Origin of the sequence: Tistlia consotensis USBA 355, assembly GCF_900177295.1 — a bacterium.
GTDB lineage: Bacteria > Pseudomonadota > Alphaproteobacteria > Kiloniellales > DSM-21159 > Tistlia > Tistlia consotensis.
Window position 1 is genome coordinate 290,652 of sequence record NZ_FWZX01000001.1, and the last position, 16,940, is coordinate 307,591.

15 protein-coding genes are annotated in these 16,940 nt (G+C 72.4%); 4 read left to right on the forward strand and 11 right to left on the reverse strand.

Features of this window, described 5'->3' with window-relative positions; translation table 11 throughout:
* Nucleotides 1-80 precede the first annotated feature (80 nt).
* From B9O00_RS01400 to B9O00_RS01425, 6 genes are all read right to left on the reverse strand, one after another.
* Nucleotides 81-617, reverse strand: a complete 537-nt coding sequence (locus B9O00_RS01400; protein WP_085120636.1) for a YcjF family protein — start codon at nt 615-617, stop codon at nt 81-83.
* A 97-nt stretch (nt 618-714) separates the two neighbouring features.
* Nucleotides 715-1,719 carry an isopenicillin N synthase family dioxygenase gene (locus B9O00_RS01405; RefSeq protein WP_085120637.1) on the reverse strand — a complete coding sequence of 335 codons (1,005 nt, stop codon included), beginning with the start codon at nt 1,717-1,719 and terminating at the stop codon, nt 715-717.
* 16 nt (nt 1,720-1,735) lie between these two features.
* Nucleotides 1,736-3,031, reverse strand: coding sequence for a M20 family metallo-hydrolase (locus B9O00_RS01410; RefSeq protein ID WP_085120638.1), 1,296 nt, complete (start codon nt 3,029-3,031; stop codon nt 1,736-1,738).
* On the reverse strand, nt 3,028-3,924 hold the full coding sequence (locus B9O00_RS01415; protein WP_085120639.1) for an alpha/beta fold hydrolase: 897 nt from the start codon (nt 3,922-3,924) through the stop codon (nt 3,028-3,030). The genes B9O00_RS01410 and B9O00_RS01415 overlap by 4 nt, the downstream gene beginning before the upstream one ends.
* A 16-nt stretch (nt 3,925-3,940) precedes the next feature.
* Nucleotides 3,941-4,723 carry an SDR family oxidoreductase gene (locus B9O00_RS01420; RefSeq protein ID WP_085120640.1) on the reverse strand — a complete coding sequence of 261 codons (783 nt, stop codon included), beginning with the start codon at nt 4,721-4,723 and terminating at the stop codon, nt 3,941-3,943.
* 26 nt (nt 4,724-4,749) lie between these two features.
* Nucleotides 4,750-5,904, reverse strand: coding sequence for a pyridoxal phosphate-dependent aminotransferase (locus B9O00_RS01425; RefSeq protein ID WP_218822761.1), 1,155 nt, complete (start codon nt 5,902-5,904; stop codon nt 4,750-4,752).
* Nucleotides 5,905-6,172: 268 nt separating this feature from the next.
* Between B9O00_RS01425 and B9O00_RS01430 the strand changes: the two genes are divergently transcribed.
* The 4 genes from B9O00_RS01430 to B9O00_RS01445 all read left to right on the forward strand — a co-directional run bounded on the left by B9O00_RS01430 (nt 6,173) and on the right by B9O00_RS01445 (nt 10,120).
* Nucleotides 6,173-7,177, forward strand: a complete 1,005-nt coding sequence (locus tag B9O00_RS01430; protein ID WP_085120641.1) for a Bug family tripartite tricarboxylate transporter substrate binding protein — start codon at nt 6,173-6,175, stop codon at nt 7,175-7,177.
* Between the two features lie 67 nt (nt 7,178-7,244).
* Nucleotides 7,245-7,844: a tripartite tricarboxylate transporter TctB family protein gene (locus tag B9O00_RS01435; RefSeq protein ID WP_085120642.1), complete on the forward strand. Its 600-nt coding sequence runs from the start codon at nt 7,245-7,247 to the stop codon at nt 7,842-7,844.
* Nucleotides 7,845-7,868: 24 nt separating this feature from the next.
* Entirely contained in the window at nt 7,869-9,401 is a 1,533-nt protein-coding gene (locus tag B9O00_RS01440; RefSeq protein ID WP_085120643.1) for a tripartite tricarboxylate transporter permease, read from the forward strand.
* Nucleotides 9,398-10,120: a GntR family transcriptional regulator gene (locus B9O00_RS01445; RefSeq protein WP_085120644.1), complete on the forward strand. Its 723-nt coding sequence runs from the start codon at nt 9,398-9,400 to the stop codon at nt 10,118-10,120. The genes B9O00_RS01440 and B9O00_RS01445 overlap by 4 nt, the downstream gene beginning before the upstream one ends.
* Here the strand turns inward: B9O00_RS01445 and B9O00_RS01450 are convergent.
* From B9O00_RS01450 to B9O00_RS01470, 5 genes are read right to left on the reverse strand one after another with little or no spacing between them, the layout of a single operon-like run.
* Nucleotides 10,117-10,893: a hydroxypyruvate isomerase family protein gene (locus B9O00_RS01450; RefSeq protein WP_085120645.1), complete on the reverse strand. Its 777-nt coding sequence runs from the start codon at nt 10,891-10,893 to the stop codon at nt 10,117-10,119. The genes B9O00_RS01445 and B9O00_RS01450 overlap by 4 nt on opposite strands.
* 4 nt (nt 10,894-10,897) lie before the next feature.
* Nucleotides 10,898-11,887, reverse strand: coding sequence for a D-erythronate dehydrogenase (gene denD / locus B9O00_RS01455; protein WP_085120646.1), 990 nt, complete (start codon nt 11,885-11,887; stop codon nt 10,898-10,900).
* Between the two features lie 28 nt (nt 11,888-11,915).
* Nucleotides 11,916-13,883, reverse strand: coding sequence for a D-apionate lactonase family protein (locus B9O00_RS01460; RefSeq protein WP_143596118.1), 1,968 nt, complete (start codon nt 13,881-13,883; stop codon nt 11,916-11,918).
* Nucleotides 13,884-13,936: 53 nt separating this feature from the next.
* Entirely contained in the window at nt 13,937-14,944 is a 1,008-nt protein-coding gene (locus B9O00_RS01465) for an ABC transporter permease (RefSeq protein WP_085121058.1), read from the reverse strand.
* Nucleotides 14,945-14,948: 4 nt separating this feature from the next.
* On the reverse strand, nt 14,949-16,853 hold the full coding sequence (locus B9O00_RS01470; protein ID WP_085120648.1) for a sugar ABC transporter ATP-binding protein: 1,905 nt from the start codon (nt 16,851-16,853) through the stop codon (nt 14,949-14,951).
* Nucleotides 16,854-16,940 lie beyond the last annotated feature (87 nt).

Genomic DNA, 16,940 nt, shown 5'->3' on the forward strand with positions numbered 1-16,940 from the left:
CCAGGTCAGGCGGCGCCGGCCTTCGCGGGTCGGCGTTCAGCCGTGGCCGGCCGGCGACCGCCCGGAGGGGACCGGAAGGCTCAGGCGGCGGCCGTCGAGGTGGCGAAGGCGCGGCCCCTGCGGAACTGGGCGTTGAAGAAGCCACGCAGCGTCTCGGCGTCGAGATCGAGCAGCGTGCCGCCCTCCTCGAAGTGCTTGATGTAGGTCTGACCGATGGCGTAGGTCGTCGCCCCCGCGAGGGTCGGCAGGCCGAGGCCGCCGAGCGCCCAGCCGATGCCCGGCACGGCCTTCAGCAGGCTCGCGGCGCCGATGCCGAGGCCTACCGAGAGTCCGCCGCCGAGCAGCGACAGGATGGTGGCCCGCGCGGCATGCTCGGAATAGCGGTGGCCGTAGCGGTGGGCCAGCTGCTGGACCATGCGCATGTGCAGCGCGAAGAGCGCGGCGGTGTCGAACAGCGGCAGCGGCAGGGTGCCGACGCTCATCGAGGCGATCACGTAGGTCTTGACCGTCCCGGCGGCGGCCATCGCCTCGGGCTTCTCGGTGATCGGGTCGAGGATCCGGACCTCGCCGGTGATCACCTCGTCCGCCGCGTTCCGCTCAGCCTTCTTCGTCGCCATCTCGAACCCCGCAGGAGCCTTTCGGAAGAGGCCGGCAGGATAGCCAGCCGCCCGGCCTCTGGCCACACGCGATTCGCCGCTGCGCGGGGCCCGCGGCTCAGGCGCCGGCGCCCTGGGCCGCCTTCATGGTCTGCGCGCTCAGGTGCTTGCGCAGGAACAGGTCGCCGAAGCGCGCCGGCGGGTATTTCGCCGCTTCGCCCTCCCGGTAGAAGCCGCGGATCGGCTCGATCAGGGCGTCGGCGTTGGGATTGTGGAAGAAGGCGAAGGTCAGGCGGGCGCGGTTCCCGGCCTCGGCCGGCGGCAGCGCGACCCGGTGCAGGTTCGACAGCCAGTGGTCGTTGCTCCAGCGCATCATCAGGTCGCCGATGTTGCAGACGAAGCCCTCGGCCGGCGGGTGCACGTCGATCCAGGCCCCGGCCCGCGTGCGCACCTGCAGGCCGCCGGGCACGTCGTCGCCGCGCACGATGGTCAGGGTGCCGTAGTCGGTGTGCTCGCCGGCGCGCAGCTGGCCCTCCTCGACCGTCTCCGGCGGCGGCGGATAGAGGATCGCCCGCATCGTGCTGGTGTGGTGGTCGATCTCGGCGTCGAAGTGGTCCCGCGGCAGGCCGAGGGCCGTCGCGAAGAGCTGCAGGACGTGCGCGGAGAGCTCGGCCATCGCCCGGTAGTAGGCCTCGAAGGCGGGCTGCAGGCCCGGCTGGACGGCCGGCCAGACGTTGGGCGCGAAGAAGGCGCGGGCGTCCTCGGTGCCGTCGAGCGCGGCCGGCGCCGGCTCGACCGGGCCCATCGCGAAGCTCTCCTGCAGGTCGGGCGGCGTCCGGTTGCCGAGCGAGAAGGCGAGGCCGCGGCTACCGAGCCAGCTGTAGCCGCGGCTGATCCGCTCGGGCGGCTGGGGCGTCTGCATCTTGACCTCGCGCGGCCGGGCGAAGAAGGCGAGCGCCTCGCGTCGCGCCGCCGCGATCACGTCCTGCGGCACGCCGTGCCCGGTGACCGCGAAGAAGCCGATGGTCTCGCAGGCCCGGCGGATCGCCTCGGCCGCCACGGCACGCCCCGGCCCCTCCCGGGATTCGCTCAGATCGACAAGGGGAACGGCGGCCTCGGACATCCTCTTCCTCCTCGGGTCAGCCGACGCGAGAAGGCGGCGGCGGCGGGTTGCAGGCGAGATCGAGCAGGACGTGCGCCAGCACCCTGGCACCGGCGGCGACGTCCTCGGGCCGGCACCACTCGCGCTCGTCGTGGCTGATGCCGTCCCGGCAGGGAATGAAGATCATGCCGGTCGGGCAGACGCCGTTGAGGTGCCGGGCGTCGTGGCCGGCCGCCGAGGGCAGGTGCCGGGCGGGCAGGCCGAGGGCCGCTGCGGCGGCGGCGATGCGCCGCTGCATCGCCTCGGGGAAGGTCAGGTTCGCGGCCTCGGCGATCTGCTCCAGCCGGACCGAGCAGGGTGCCGCCCCGGCCTCGACGATCGCCCGGATCCGCGCGTCGGCCGTGGCCAGCCCGGCGTCGTCGAGATGGCGGATGTCGATGCTGAAGTAGGCCTCGCGCGGGATCACCGAGGGCGCGTTCGGCTGCAGGCGCAGCAGGCCGACCGTCAGCATCAGCCCCGGCACCTCCGGGGCCAGGCGGTCGAGCGCGGCGATCATGCGCGCCGCCGCCATCATGGCGTCCTGCCGCTCGGCCTGCGGCACGGTCCCGGCATGGCCGGCGACGCCGGTCACGGTCACCCGGTAGCGCCTGGTGCCCTGGATGCCGGTGACCACGCCGATCGGCACCCCGGCCCGGTCGAGCAGCGGCGCCTGCTCGATGTGCGCCTCGACGAAAGCGGCGAGCGGGAAGCCGAGCGGCCGCTCCGGCAACCCGGCCTCGGCCGCGCGGACGGCGTCCAGCGCCGTGCCGACCGTGACGCCCTCGGCGTCGGCGACGGCGCGCAGCTGCTCGAGCGGCCACTCGCCGCAGAAGGCCTTGGAGCCCATCATGCCGGGCGCGAAGCGCGCGGCCTCCTCGTTCATCCAGGCGGCGACGACCAGCGGGCGCGGCGGCCGGATCCCGGCCTCCTTGAGGGCGATCAGCGCCTCCAGGCCGGCGAGCACGCCGTAGGCGCCGTCGAAGCGGCCGCCCGAGGGCTGGGAGTCGATGTGCGACCCGGTCAGCACCGGCGCCAGCTCCGGCGCCTCGCCCGGCAGCTCGAGGAACAGGTTGCCGGCGGCGTCGGCCGAAGCCTCCAGCCCGCCGTCGCGGGCCCAGCCGACGAGCTGCCGGCGCGCCGCGATCTCCGCCTCGGAGAGGGCGAGGCGGCAGACGCCGCCGGTCGCGGTCGCGCCGAAACGGCCGAGTGCCTCCAGGCGCCGCCAGAGACGACCGCCGTCGATCGCCCCGGCCGCGCGCAGCCCGGCCGCGCTGCCGGCCCCCTCCCCGGTCATCGCCTGCCCAGGTCGACGGTCGGCATCACCGTCTTCGGATCGGCCCGCGGGTCGCGCCGCTCCCACCGCCCGGCCTCGACCTGGGCGATGAAGTCGCCGACCAGGCGGTTGAACAGCGCCGGCTCCTCCAGGTTGAGGGTGTGGCCCGACTTCGGCAGCACCGCGAGGCCGCAGCGCGGCAAGGTGCGCTTCAGGAACAGGCCGGGCTGCAGGCAGTGGTCGTCCTCGTCGCCGGTCATCACCAGCACCGGCAGGTCGCAGGCCTTGAGGCCCTCCTCCAGGTCGTAGAGCGAGGGCCGGCGCGCCTGCACGCCGCGCATGGTGTTGGCCGCCCCCCGCGCGTCGTGGGTCGCCAGGCGCTCGGCGAAGGCCTGCCAGCCGATCGGATCCTTGTTCTGGAACTGCACGCGGCTCGGACCCAGGCTGTAGGTCTTGGCGAACTCGCGCGAGCCGAGGCTCTCGAAGCCCTCGGCGACCGCCTCGCTGACGCTGCGGAAATAGTCCTCCAGGTGCTTCTCGGCGCCGTAGCCGGTGCCGGCCGAGACGATCGAGAGCACCCGCTCCGGATGGCGCAGGCCGACGTGCAGCGTCGCGAAGCCGCCCATCGACAGGCCGACCAGGTGGGCCTTCTCCAGGCCCAGGGCGTCGAGCACCGCGACGACGTCGTCGGCGGCGCGCGCCTGGCCGTAGGCGCCGATGTCCGCGGGCACCTCCGAGGGCGGATAGCCGCGCGCCGCGAAGGTGATGCAGAGATGGCGGCGCGCGAAGGCCGTCATCTGCGGCTCCCAGCTCAGATGGTTGCCGCCGAACTCGTGGACGAAGACCACCGGCGAGCCGCTGCCGGCCGTCTCGTACCAGAGCCTCACGCCGTCGTCGGCCGTCGCGTAGGGCATGCCCCTTCCCCTTCCGTCAGATGATCGAGCTGCGCGAGGCGATGCCGCCGTCGACCGTCACGATCGTGCCGGTGATGTAGCCGGCCCGGTCGGACGCCAGGAAGGCGATGGTATCGGTGATCTCCCGGACATGAGCCGGCCGCTTCAGGGGATAGCGGTCGAGCAGCTCCTCGTAGCGCGATTCGTCGCCGAACCAGTCGAGCGCGCGGCGCTTCAGCAGCTTGTAGATGCGGTCGGTGTCGACCGGCCCGGGATTGATCCCGACGACGCGGATGTTGTCGTCCAGGCTGGGGCCGCCGAGTGCTCGGGTGAAGGCCATCAGCGAGGCGTTGCCGGTGGTGCCGGCGATGTACTGGGCATCGTAGCGCTCGCCGGCGTTGCCGATGTTGTTGACGATGACACCGCCCCCGGCCGCCTTCATGCGCGCGTAGTAGAGGCGGCAGAGCGCGATGTAGCCGAAGACCTTGAGCTCCCAGCCGTCGCGCCAGGCCTGCTGGTCGATGGTCTGCAGGTCGCCGCCCGGAATGACGCCGGCGTTGTTGACCAGGATGTCGACGTCGCCGACCGCCTCGACGAGGCCCTCGATCGCGCCCTCTTCGGTCAGGTCCATCGGGTGCACCGAGACGGTGACGCCGTGCCGCTCGCGCAGGCGGGCGGCCAGCGCCTCCATCGGCTCGGCGCGGCGTGCGGTCAGGTGCAGGTTGACGCCCTCCTCGGCGAAGGTCTCGGCGAGCCCCTCGCCGATGCCCTGCGATGCGCCGGTGATCAGCGCGCTGCGCCCGGCCAGACCAAGATCCATGCTCGTCTCCCTGTCGAAGAAGGCGCTCAGAACAGAGCGCTGTCGCTGTTGAGCCCGCGGGCCTGCTCGACGGCCTCGGCGAGGCTCTCGCAGAAGGCGTCGGCCCAGGCCTCGGGCACCGTGGTGCTGACCTTGACGAAGCGATCGCCGAAGGTCGGGGTGTGGTAGCTGCCCTGGCGGATCATGATCTTCCTCTGCCCCATGGCCTGGACCAGCGCCTCCGGCCGGACCCCGGCTTCGCCGGTCTCGATGATCACGAAGTTCCCGTTGGCCTGGGCGACCGGCATGACCAGGCCCGGCACCGCCTCGACCGCGGCGCGGATCCGCGCCTGGTTGCCGCGCTGGCGGCGCAGCACCTCGGGGAACCACGCGGCCTTGTGCTTCAGGCCAGCGATCGCGGCGCGCTGCGCCAGGATGCTGGAGCCGAGCACGTTGGGCGGCGCGTCGGCCAGCTGCTGGACGCGCTGCGGCGTCGCGACCAGGGCGCCGACGCGCAGGCCGGCGAGCCCCAGCCACTTCGAGAAGCTGGTGATGGTGATCACCCGCTCGGGCGCGAGGCGTGCCGCCAGGTGATGCTCGTAGGCGAAGTCGCGGTAGGTGCAGTCCTGGATCAGCACGCAGTCGTGGCGCTCGGCGATCTCGACGATGCGCTCGATCTCCCGTGCCGTCGCCACTGTCGAGAGCGGGTTGTTCGGATCGACGAAGTAGATCAGCCGCGTCGTCTCGTCGATCTCGGCCTCCAGCCGCTCCGGGTCGAGGCGGTAGCCGTGCTCGGGGCCGTAGATCGGGATCTGCCGGACCGCGGCGCCGATCGAGCGGGCGAACTTCATCGGCCAGGCCCAGCTCGGATCGGTCGTGACCATCGAATCGCCGGGCCGCAGCAGGGCGTGGCAGCTCTGGTAGAGCGAGACCACGGCGCCGTCGGTGACCATCGCCGAGAGGCCGGGCAGACCCAGGTCCTCGACGATCAGGGCACGCAGCTCCTCCAGCCCGACCGGCGGCGCATAGACGTGGTAGCGCTCCTCGTCGATGGTCGCGTGCATCGCCTCGGTCACGGCCGCGGGCGGCGTGAAGTGGTTGGTGTTCTGGCCGAGCCACATCAGCCCCTCGGTCGCGACCAGCCGGTCGAAATGCCGGTTGCGCTGCTCGAAGGGCAGCATCGCCGCCTCGCCGTGACTCATGCCGATCCCCACCCCTGGTCATCCGTCGATCAAACCGCTGCCCCGATTCTGGGCAGGCCGCCACTTTGGTGTGCAAAAACTCCGTCTTCTGGTGTTTTTGCATACCTAGAACAGTCTTTTGGTATTTTGATCTTGTCAAGCGTCAGATCTCTCGCGCACCATCGAGACCACAAGGGGTGACGCGACCGGCGTATCCCGAGGGGGCGCGGGGACGATCCGCGGCGCGGGACAAGCGTCATGCCGGAACCAGACAGGAGGCCTTCCGCTCATGAACCGGAGCATCTCGATTCCTAAGTTCGTCAGGCTCGGCGCCGCTGCCGCGGTCCTGGCCCTGGCAGGCACCATGGCCGGCGCGACCGGCGCCGCGGCCGCAGGCTTTCCCGACCAGGCGATCACCATCGTGGTCAACTGGCCGGCCGGCGGCGGCCAGGACACGGCTGCGCGCCTGATCGCCGACTACGTCGCCAAGAATACCAGCGTGCCCGTCGTGGTATCCAACGTCACCGGCGCCGGCGGCGCCGCCGGCATCCGCCACGTCGCCGAGGCCGCGCCGGACGGCTACACGATCGGCATCATGGGTTCCAGCTTCGTCGCCCGGCAGTACATCAACCCGAACGCGACCAGGCTCGACCAGGTCGAGCCGCTGGTCTTCTTCGGCCCCGATCCGGGCGCCCTCGAGGTCCGCGCCGACACCGGCATCAAGACGGTCAAGGACTACATCGACCGGCTGAAGGCCAAGCCGGGCTCGATCACCAACGGCAACGACGCGCCGGGCGGCTCGTCCTACATCGTCGCCGCGCTGATCGAGAGCAAGTTCGGCGTCAAGATGACCAAGGTGCCCTACCAGGGCTACGCGCCGACCGTGGCCGGCCTGCTGGCCGGCGAGGTCCAGTCGGCGACCCTGCCGGTGCACCAGTTCGTCGACCAATACAAGGCCGGCACGGTCAACATCCTGGGCGTCGCCTCGGACGAGCGACACTTCCTGGTGCCCGACGTGCCGACCTTCAAGGAGCAGGGCTTCGACTTCGTCGCCGGCGACTGGCGCGCGCTGTTCCTGCCCAAGGGCGTGCCCGCCGACCGCGTGAAGGCCCTGGAGGAGCTGTTCTACAAGACCATGTCCGACCCGGCCTTCGTCGAGGCCGGCCGGAAGGCCGGCTTCGTCGTGACGCCGATGCACGCCAAGGAGACGGCGGCCCGCATCGTCGAGACCGACGAGGCGATCTATCCGGTCCTGCTCGAGGCCGGCCTGGTGAAGACCAACAAGAAGCAGTAGGCCCTCGGGGCGGGTGCCGCTGCTGCGGCGCCCGTCCCGCCATCTTCTTGCCGTTCCGGATTCCGCCATGGCCAGTCCCTCGATCCCCGGCCCGCAGAGCGCCCCGTCCGATGGCGGAGCGGCGCCCGCTGCGGCGGCCGCCCAGCCCTCGACGCCGCTGCGCGACCTGCTGGTCGGCCTGTTCTTCCTGGCCTGGGCGGCGACCGGCTGGCTGTCGGTTGCCACCAACGAGCAGATCTTCAGCGACCTCTACGCCGGCCTCGACCCCGGCCCCGCGCTGATGCCGCTGCTGGTGCTCGGCGCGGTGACGCTGGGCGCCGTCGCGATCCTGGCGAGCGGCCTGGTCCGCCTGCTGCGCGGCAAGGCCGGGCCCGGGACGGGGGGCGGCTCGCCCGCCGCCGAGGAAGGCGGCCTGCGGCGCCACCTCGTGCCGCTCGGCCTGCTCGCCACCCTCGCGGTCTATCCGACGATCATGGAGGCGATCGGCTACCTCGCGGCGACGGCATTCTTCGTGCTCGGCTGGATCCTCGCCCTGACCGGCTGGCGCGGCCTCGCGGGACGCGGCGAGCGCGGCCTCGCCCTGGCCGTCGCCCTGGTCTCGACGGCGCTGATCGTCGGCATCCTCTATCTCGGCTTCGTGGTCGTGATCCACGCGCCGCTGCCCTGACCGCCCCGGGAGGCGGCACCCGACATGCTCGACCCCTTCCTGCAGGCGCTCGCCGACATCCTGACCCAGCCGACGCTGCTCGCGCTGTCGCTCGGCGGCGTGATGCTCGGCACGATCCTCGGCGCCCTGCCCGGCGTCAGCTCGACCATGGCCCTGGCGATCCTGCTGCCGGTCAGCTATCCGATGTCGCCCGAGCACGCGATGGTCTTCCTGATCGCGGTCTTCTCGGCCAGCGTGTTCGGCGGCTCGATCTCGGCGATCCTGGTCAACATCCCGGGCACGCCCGGCGCCATCGTCACCCAGTTCGACGGCTACCCGCTGGCGCGCGCCGGCAAGGCCGGCCACGCGCTCAGCTACGCGCTCTTCGCCTCGACGATCGGCGGCATGATCGGCCTCGCGATCCTGGTCGTGGTCGCGCCGATCATCGCCGACGCGGCGATGAGCTTCCGCAGCCCCGAGTTCGCCATGGCGACGGTCTTCGGCCTGACCATGCTGGCCTACTCCTCGCCCGGCTCGACCTTCCGCGGCATCCTGGTCGGCGCGCTCGGCCTGCTCTGCGGCATGGTCGGCTTCGACGCCCTGACCGACGTGCCGCGCTTCGACTTCGGCTTCGCCTTCCTGCAGTCGGGCATCGACATCGTGCCGCTGACCGTCGGGCTGTTCGGCCTGGCCGAGGTCATGCGCAACCTCGGCAGCCGCCAGGCCGGCGCCGAGGGCGTGCCGGCGATCGGCAGCATCCTGCCGCCCTGGCGCTCGCTGGTCCGGCTGACCAGGCCGATGCTGCGCGGCTCGCTGATCGGCACCTTCATCGGCGCGATCCCGGCGGCCGGCTCGGCGATCGCGGTCGCCGTCGCCTACGCCCAGGAGATGCGCCTGTCGAAGACGCCGGAACGCTTCGGCAGGGGCGCGCCCGAGGGCATCGCCGCGCCCGAGGCCGCCAACAACGCCTGCGTCGGCGGCGCCCTGGTGCCGATGATGACGCTCGGCGTGCCCGGCGACACCATGACCGCCGTGCTGATGGGCGCGCTGCTGCTGCACGGCCTCCGGCCCGGGCCGCTGCTGTTCGCCGAGAACCCCGGCTTCGTCGGCGTGATCTACGGCGGCCTGTTCTTCGCGGTCGCCGCGACCCTGGCCTGCAACCTGGTGCTGATCCGCGCGATCGTGCAGGTCATGCGCACGCCGATGCACATCCTGATGATCGGCATCGCCGCCCTGTCGGTCGCCGGCTCCTTCGCGATCCGCAACTCGATCAACGACGTCTACATCATGCTGTTCTTCGGCCTGGTCGGCTACGTCCTGGGGCTGCTGCGCCTGCCGGCCGCGCCGATGGCCTTCGGCCTGATCCTCGGGCCGATCCTGGAGGAGAACGTGCGGCGCGCGCTGATCGTCAGCCGCGGCGACTGGACGGTCTTCATCGACCGGCCGATCGCACTCGTCATGCTACTGTTATCCCTGGTCGCACTGCTATATCCCGTAGCGGCGATGGGCTGGCGCCGGCTGCGCGCCGCCCGCAACGGGACAGGGCGGACGGAACCGCTGCGGCAGACGGACGGATGACGAAGAACGCGATCAAGGCCAGGCCCTCCGGCGAGAAGTCGCTCTCGGCGCAGATCGCCCAGCGGCTCGAGGACGAGATCCTGTCGGGCGAGCGCAGCCTGGGCGAGCGGCTCGACGAGCGCGAGCTGGCCAGCCACTTCGACGCCTCGCGCACGCCGGTCCGCGAGGCCTTGCAGCGGCTCGCGGCGAGCGGCCTGGTGGTGATGAACGGCCGCCAGGGCGCGCACGTCGCGCGCCTGACGCTGATCCAGCTGCTCGACGCCTTCAAGGTCGTCGCCGAGCTCGAGGCGCTGGCCGCCGAGCAGGCGGCGCGGCGCATCGCGCCGGCCCAGATCGCCGAGCTGGAGGCCCACGAGGCGGCCTGCGAGGCGGCCTGCGCCGAGGGCGACGTCGAGCGCTTCTATGCCGCCAACCTGCGCTTCCACCAGGGCATCGTCGAGGTCTGCGGCAACTGGATGCTCAAGGAGCAGCTGCACAGCGCCAAGCTGCTGGCGCCCTACCGCCGCTACATCACCTCGCAGCCGGGCCGCATGAGCAGCTCGCTGGTCGAGCACGACGCGATCCTGGAGCGGATCCGCAGCGGCGACAGCCGCGGCGCCGCCGAGCAGATGCGCAGCCACGTCAACGCGCTCGGCCTCGGCGTCTCGGACTTCCTGCACCACCTGACCCGGACCGGCCAGCAGGAGATCCTGGCCGCCTTCGAGGACGCGGAGGGTTAGAGCGTCACCCCCAGGTGCCGCGTCCACACCAGGCCGGCGTCGGTGTCGCCGCGCGGCAGGTACTCGGCGCCGACCCAGCCGGCGTAGCCCAGCGAATCGAGCCGCTCGAAGACCGCCCGATAGGCGATCTCGCCCTCGTCGGGCTCGTGGCGCGACGGCACCGCGGCGATCTGGACGTGGCCGATGATCGGCAGGTGCCGCTCCAGCCTGGTCAGGATGTCGCCCTCGGTGACGCCGACGTGGTAGGCGTCGAACATCAGCTTCACGTTGGGCCGGCCTAGCTCGGCGATGATCGCCGCCGCCTCGCCGACGGTCGAGTAGAAGTAGCCGGGCTTGTCGCGCGGGTTGAGCGGCTCGAGCAGCAGGGTCAGCCCTTCGGCCTTGGCCGCCGCCGCCTCCAGGTTGCGCAGCAGGGTCTCCCGCGCCGCCGCCTTCTGCTCGGGCGGCACGACTCCCGCCATGCAGTGGATGGCGACCGCGCCGGAGCCGCGGCACCAGGCGACCGACTGGTCGACCGAAGCCTGGAAGTCGGCTTCCCGGCCCGGCAGCGCGCCCAGGCCCGACTCCCCCTTCGCGGCATCGCCGACCACGGTGTTGATGCCGAGCAGGGTCAGGCCCAGCCGGGCGCAGGCCGCCTTCATCTCGGCGGCCGGCGTCTCGTAGGGCCAGTGCAGCTCGATCGCCCGGAAGCCGGCGCGGGCGGCCGCCTCGACCCGCTCGAGCAGCGGCCGGCCGGGCCAGAGGAAGCCGAGGTTCGCGGAGAAGCGCGGCATCTCGTCAGCCTCCGATCCTGCCGCCGAGCTCGTCCTCGACGTGGGCGCGGATGATCTCGTCGAAGGCTGTCTCGGCGCGGAAGCCGAGGGCCAGCGCGCGCTTCGTGTCGAAGTTGCGCGGCCAGCCGTCGACGATGCGCACGATGGCGGGGTCGGGCTCGCGGCGGATCAGCGCCGCCACCCTGTCGCCGGCGACCCGGCGCAGCGCCTCGATCTCCTCGCCGACCGTCGCGGTCAGGCCGGGCATGTTGAGGTTGCGGCGCGGCCCGACCTCGGCCAGGTCGAGACCGGCGGCGTGCAGCAGGAAGCCGACCGCGGCGCGCGGGCTGGCGAACCAGTGGCGCACCGACTCGTCGACCGGCAGCACCGCCTCCTGCCCGGCCAGCGGCTCGCGCAGGATGTTCGAGAAGAAGCCCGAGGCGGCGAGGTTCGGCCGGCCCGGCCGGATGCAGATGGTCGGCAGGCGGATGCCGATGCCGTCGAGGAAGCCGCGCCGGCTGTAGTCGGAGAGCAGCAGCTCGGTGATCGCCTTCTGGGTGCCGTAGCTGGTCAGCGGCGTCTGCAGGAACTCGTCGCCGATCGCCTCCGGGAAGGGCGCGCCGAAGACCGCGATCGAGGAGGTGAAGACGACGCGCGGCTTGTAGGGCTGCGCCTGGCCGGCCAGGCGGATCGCCTCGAACAGCAGGCGCGAGCCGTCCAGGTTGACCCGGTAGCCCTTCTCGAAGTTCTGCTCGGCCTCGCCCGAGACGACGCCGGCGAGATGGAAGATCAGCGCCGGCCGCTCGGCGACCAGCCGCTCGGCGGTGCCGGGCTCGCTGAGGTCGGCGGTCGCGGTGTCGACCGCGCAGGGGGCCGCGGCCGGCGCCTCGGGCGCCACGACGTCGACCAGGGAGAGGCGGGAAATCCCGCGGCCGGCGACCTTGCCGTCGGCGAGCAGGCGGCCGCTCAGCTTGCGGCCGATCATGCCGGCGGCACCGATGATCAGGACATGCATCGAACCTGTGGTCCTTCTTACCAGAGGGTCAGGCGAGACGGACGCGGGCGACCGCGTAGGCATCGAGCGTCAGGGCGCCGGGATCGGCGGGCGCCGACAGCCGGTCGGCGAGGCCGCTGTCGCCGGCCGCCTCGACGAAGCGCTCGGCATCGAGCAGCGCGACGCCCCTCGCCGCCGCCGGCAGGCTCACTCGTAGCGGCTCGGCGGTCAGGTTCGCAAGCCAGAGCTCGCGGCCCTCGGCCGTCTCGACGGCGACGCCCTGCAGCCGGCTCGGCGCCGGGCTGTCGAGGGTGCTGAGCGGCCGGCCGGCCAGCCGCGCCAGTCCGCGCACGACGTGGAAGGCCGGGTAGAGCGCGCCCTGCCGCTCCCAGCCGGGGGTCGGCCAGGGCTGCGGCGTGTGCACCAGGCCGAAGGGCCCGGTCGTGCCGCCGACCGCGATCGCCTCGGCGCCGCCGGCCGCGAAGCGGCTGTAGTAGCCGAGCGTCCAGGCGGCGTTGAACAGGCCGCGCTGGCGCGGGTCGTTGAAGTTCATCGCCTGGCGGAGGTTGTCCGGATTGTCCATCGGCGCCGCGCCGTAGGGGTTCTGGCGCATGCCGATGGCGCTCGGCCCGACCGAGACCGGCAGCCCCCCGGCGATGGCCCGGGCGCTCGCCGCGATCGCCGGCAGCGATTCCAGCCCCTCCATGGCCGAGCGGTCGTCGCCGGCATGGACCAGGGCCGAGGTCGTGAAGCTCACCAGGTCGATGAGAGCGGTCGGCGGCCGCTTGCGGTTGAGCTCCGTGAAGTAGCTGAACATGCCGCCGCCGAGGCGGGCCTTCGGGAAGGCTTGGCGCGCCGCCCTGAACAGGGCCTCGGCGTCGGGCGCCGGCGGCCAGACGCTGCCCGGCAGGGTGCACTTGAGGTCGGGCGCCGGCGACAGCAGCACGACCTCGAAGGGCGAGCCGAGCGCGGCGACCGTCTCGCCGAGCGCCGCGACCTCCTGCCCGGCCGCCTCGACCGTCGCGATCACGGCCTCCAGCCAGGGCGTCGCGCCGAGCCGGGCGGCCAGCGCCGCCGAGCGCTCCAGCGCCGTCCGGTCGTGGCCGCGGCGCGGGTCGTAGTGGCAGACGAGGTGACCGGCGCCGGCCTCGGCGAGGGCGGCGGCGACCGCCCCGCTCGGCCCGATCTCGTCGGGGTCGAGGCCGAGGCCGAGCGACGGCGCCGGGCCGAGCGCCGCGCCGATCGTCACGGCGAGCGCCTCGCCGCCGGCGGCGCGCGCCGGCGCCCGGCCGGAAATCGTCAGGGTCACCGACTGCTCCAGCCTCGAGCCGGCCTCCAGGGTGTAGGGCCAGGGCTTGGCGAGCGGCCGCACGTAGGTCTTGTAGGAGGCGTCGGTCCAGTTGCGCTGGTCCTCCATCTCGTAGGCCTCGCCCTCCAGGCGGCAGGCGACCGTCAGGCCCGGCGCCGCCTCGTGGGTCAGGCAGCGCAGGTCCATCATCGGCTGGACCGGATCGATCAGCTCGGGAAAGCGGCCGGCGACCCGGCTGCCGTCGACCTTCTCCATCTCCACCGCCAGGCCGGCGAGCCCGGCCGGATGCAGCACGACGAAGCCGGTGCGGTTGGTGACGAAGTCGCTGAGCGCCTCGCCCTGGGCGCGGAAGGCGAGGCCGTCCTCCCGCCCCTCGATCACCGCGCGATAGCGGAAGGCCTGCCCGGCGTCCTTCGTCACCGCATCGTAGCTGACCCGGAAGCGGCCCTCGACCTGATCGATCTCCAGGTTGGCGATCTCGGGATCGTAGGTGCCCCAGTTGCGGTCGCGCACGATGAAGGAGACGGCACGCAGCAGTTCGAGGCCGTCCAGGCGGATGTAGCGCAGGTTGCCGGCCTCGAACTCGGCTGTCAGACGGCCGGCGCGCAGCAGCAGCGGCGGCGCCACCTGCTGCTCGGTGCCGTAGAGCCGGATGGCGCGGGACGGTTCACCGCGGGACGGTTCACCGCGGGACGGTTCTGGGGCCATGGGCCTTCCTCCTTCTGCCGTGTCGCGGGGCGGTCCGCCCTCGCTTTGTCGTTTCAGCGCTCCGAGCGCGCACGCACCAGCCGCTCGACGAGCAGCGCCATGATGATGATCGAGCCGATCGCCGAGCCCTGCCAGAAGGGCGAGACGCCGAGCAGGTTCAGGCCGTTGCGGATCATGACCATGATCAGCACGCCGATCAGGGTGCCGACGATCGAGCCGCGGCCGCCGTAGAGGCTGGCGCCGCCGATCACCACGGCGGCGATCGCGTCGAGCTCCATGCCGTTGCCGGTCAGCGGGTCGACCGAGAGGATCTGCGCGACCGAGAAGGTGATCGCGACCGCGGCCAGGGCGCCGGACACGACGTAGGGCAGGATCGAGTAGAACAGCACGCCGAGGCCGGCGGCGCGCGCCGCCTCCTTGTTCGAGCCGATCGCGTAGATCGTCCGTCCGCCCTTGGTGTAGGTCAGGTAGCCCCAGGCCAGCAGGTAGGCGAAGCCGAGGAACAGCACGTTGGTCGGGATGCCGAAGACGTCGGTGTAGACGATCGACGAGAGGTCCGAGGGGAAGCCCGAGATCGCCGTCTGGCCGGAGAAGATGTAGGCGAGGCTGCGCCCGATCGCCATCATGCCGAGCGTCACGACGAAGGCGGCGAGGCGGAAGTAGCCGATCAGGATGCCGGAGACCAGGCCGACGCCGGCGCCGGTCAGGACGCCCAGCAGGATCGCGACCGGGATCGGATAGTCCTTGAGCGCGAGGCCCAGGACGATGCCGCTCAGCCCCGCGACCGAGCCGACCGACAGGTCGATGCCGCCGGTCAGGATCACGAAGGTCATGCCGATCGAGAGGATGCCGATGACCACGGACTGGTCGAGGATGTTGAAGATGTTGCTCTCGGTCAGGAAGTAGGGCGAGAGCAGCGACAGCACGGCGCCGATGACCAGCGCGAGGCCGAGCATGCGCAGCTCGAGCGAGGTCGCGAGCTGCTTCAGCAGGCGGCCCTCGCCGGCCGCCGCGGCGGATCTCCCGGGGCTGCGGGCGGGACTGCGGGAGGTCTCCGTCATCGGGTCAGCCTGCTTCTGCATTGAGCGCTTCGATCCTCTCTCTCACCCGCTCGGCGGCGGGCCGGGCGGCCTCGCCCGGCAGGGTCAGGCCGATCCAGCCCAGGTCGTGGCCGCGCCGACTGGTGACCGGCACCAGCAGGGTCGCGCGGCTGCCGTCGGGCTCGGTCACGAAGTCGCCGCCGCGCCGCGCCAGCGCCGCCGGGATCCGCGTGTCGGCCAGGCGCTTGGCCTCACCCGCGGCGAAGCCGGGCGCGGCCGCCGGGTCGGCGACGACGCTGTTGAGGCAGAGCAGCCGATCCTCGTCGAGCAGGGCCCAGAAGCCGACGCCGCCGCACTCGCCGGACAGCGCGGTCAGCACCTCGGTGTTGCGGGTCATCGAGGTGCGCGGCGCAGCCAGCAGGGTCAGCTTCTCCTCGTCGAGCAGGGCGCTCGGCAGGTCGGCGATGGCGTTGCCGTCGCTCATCACCACGACCCGCTCGCAGACGCCGAGCAGCTCCTCGAAGTCGGAGGAGATCACGACCACCGCGACGCCCTCGTCGGCGATCCGGCGCAGGATCCCGTAGATCGCCTGGCGGGTGCCGATGTCGACGCCCTTGGTCGGCTCGTCGAGGATCAGCACCTTCGGCTCGAGCAGCAGCCAGCGCGCGATGATGATCTTCTGCTGCATGCCGCCGGAGAAGTTCAGCATGTTGGCGTCGAGCAGCCGCTCGGCGGGCAGGCCGAGCGCGGCCATCAGCTCCTCGACCTTCTGCCGCCGCCTGCGGTAGCCGAGGCCGAAGCCCCGGTGCGCGCCGAGATGGGCGAGCAGCAGGTTCTCCTTGACCGAGAGGTCCGGCACGATGTTCTGGACCCGGCGGTCCTCGGCGACGAAGCCGATGCCGGCGCGCACGGCGTCGGCCGGCTTGCGCGGAGCGATCTCGCGGCCCTCGAGGCGGATCGTGCCGGCGCTGCGCGGGCGCAGGCCGAAGATCGCCTCGGCGGTCTCCGAGCGGCCGGCGCCGACCAGCCCGCCGAGCCCGAGGATCTCGCCGCGCCGCACGAAGAAGGAGACGTTGCGCACGGCCGGCGGGGCCGCGAGGTTCTCGACCGAGAAGACCGCGGGCGCCCGCTCGTCCTCCTCCTGCAGGCCGGGGGTCGCGTAGAGCGCGCCGATGTCGCGGCCGACCATGTGGCGGATCACCTCGGCCTGGGTCAGGCTCGCCGTCGGCTGCGAGGCGGCGACGGTCGCGCCCTCGCGCATGATCGTCACCCGGTCGGTGATCGCGAAGACCTCCTCCAGGCGGTGCGAGACGAAGATCAGCGCGCGGCCGTCGTCGCGCAGCTTCGCCATGATGTCGAACAGCCGCTCGACCTCGGAGGGGCTGAGCGAGGCGGTCGGCTCGTCGAAGATGATCAGGTCGGCGTCGAGCGCCAGGGCCTTGGCGATCTCGACCAGCTGGCGCTGCGCCGCCGAGAGGCGGGCGACCTCGCGGTCGAGCGGCAGCACGTGCTCGTGGCCGAGGTTCGCGAGCAGCCCGACGGCGCGGCGGCGCATCGAGCCGTAGGACAGCAGGCCGGGCCGGCCGAGCTCGGGCAGGAAGATGTTCTCCAGCACCGAGAGGTCCGGCGCCAGGCTGGTCTCCTGCATCACGATGGCGATGCCGGCCTCCAGCGCCTCGCGGGTCGAGCGGAGCGCGAGCGGCCGGCCCTTGTAGACCAGCCGGCCGGCGTCGCGCTGGACGTGGCCGGAGATCACCTTGGACAGGGTCGACTTGCCGGCGCCGTTCGCGCCGAGCAGGCCGTGCACCTCGCCGGCGCGCAGCTCCAGGTCGGCGCCGGCCAGCGCCCGGGTCCGGTCGAAGGTCTTCTCGATGCCGGAGGCGACGAGGATCGCTTCCTCGCCGTACCCGGCGACAGCCGCGGAGTTCATCGACGTCGGGTCCTGCCCAGCGATCCTGCCAAGAAGTCCCGCCCGCGGCCGGCCGGAAAGGCTCGGCCGGCCGCGGGGGAACAGCTT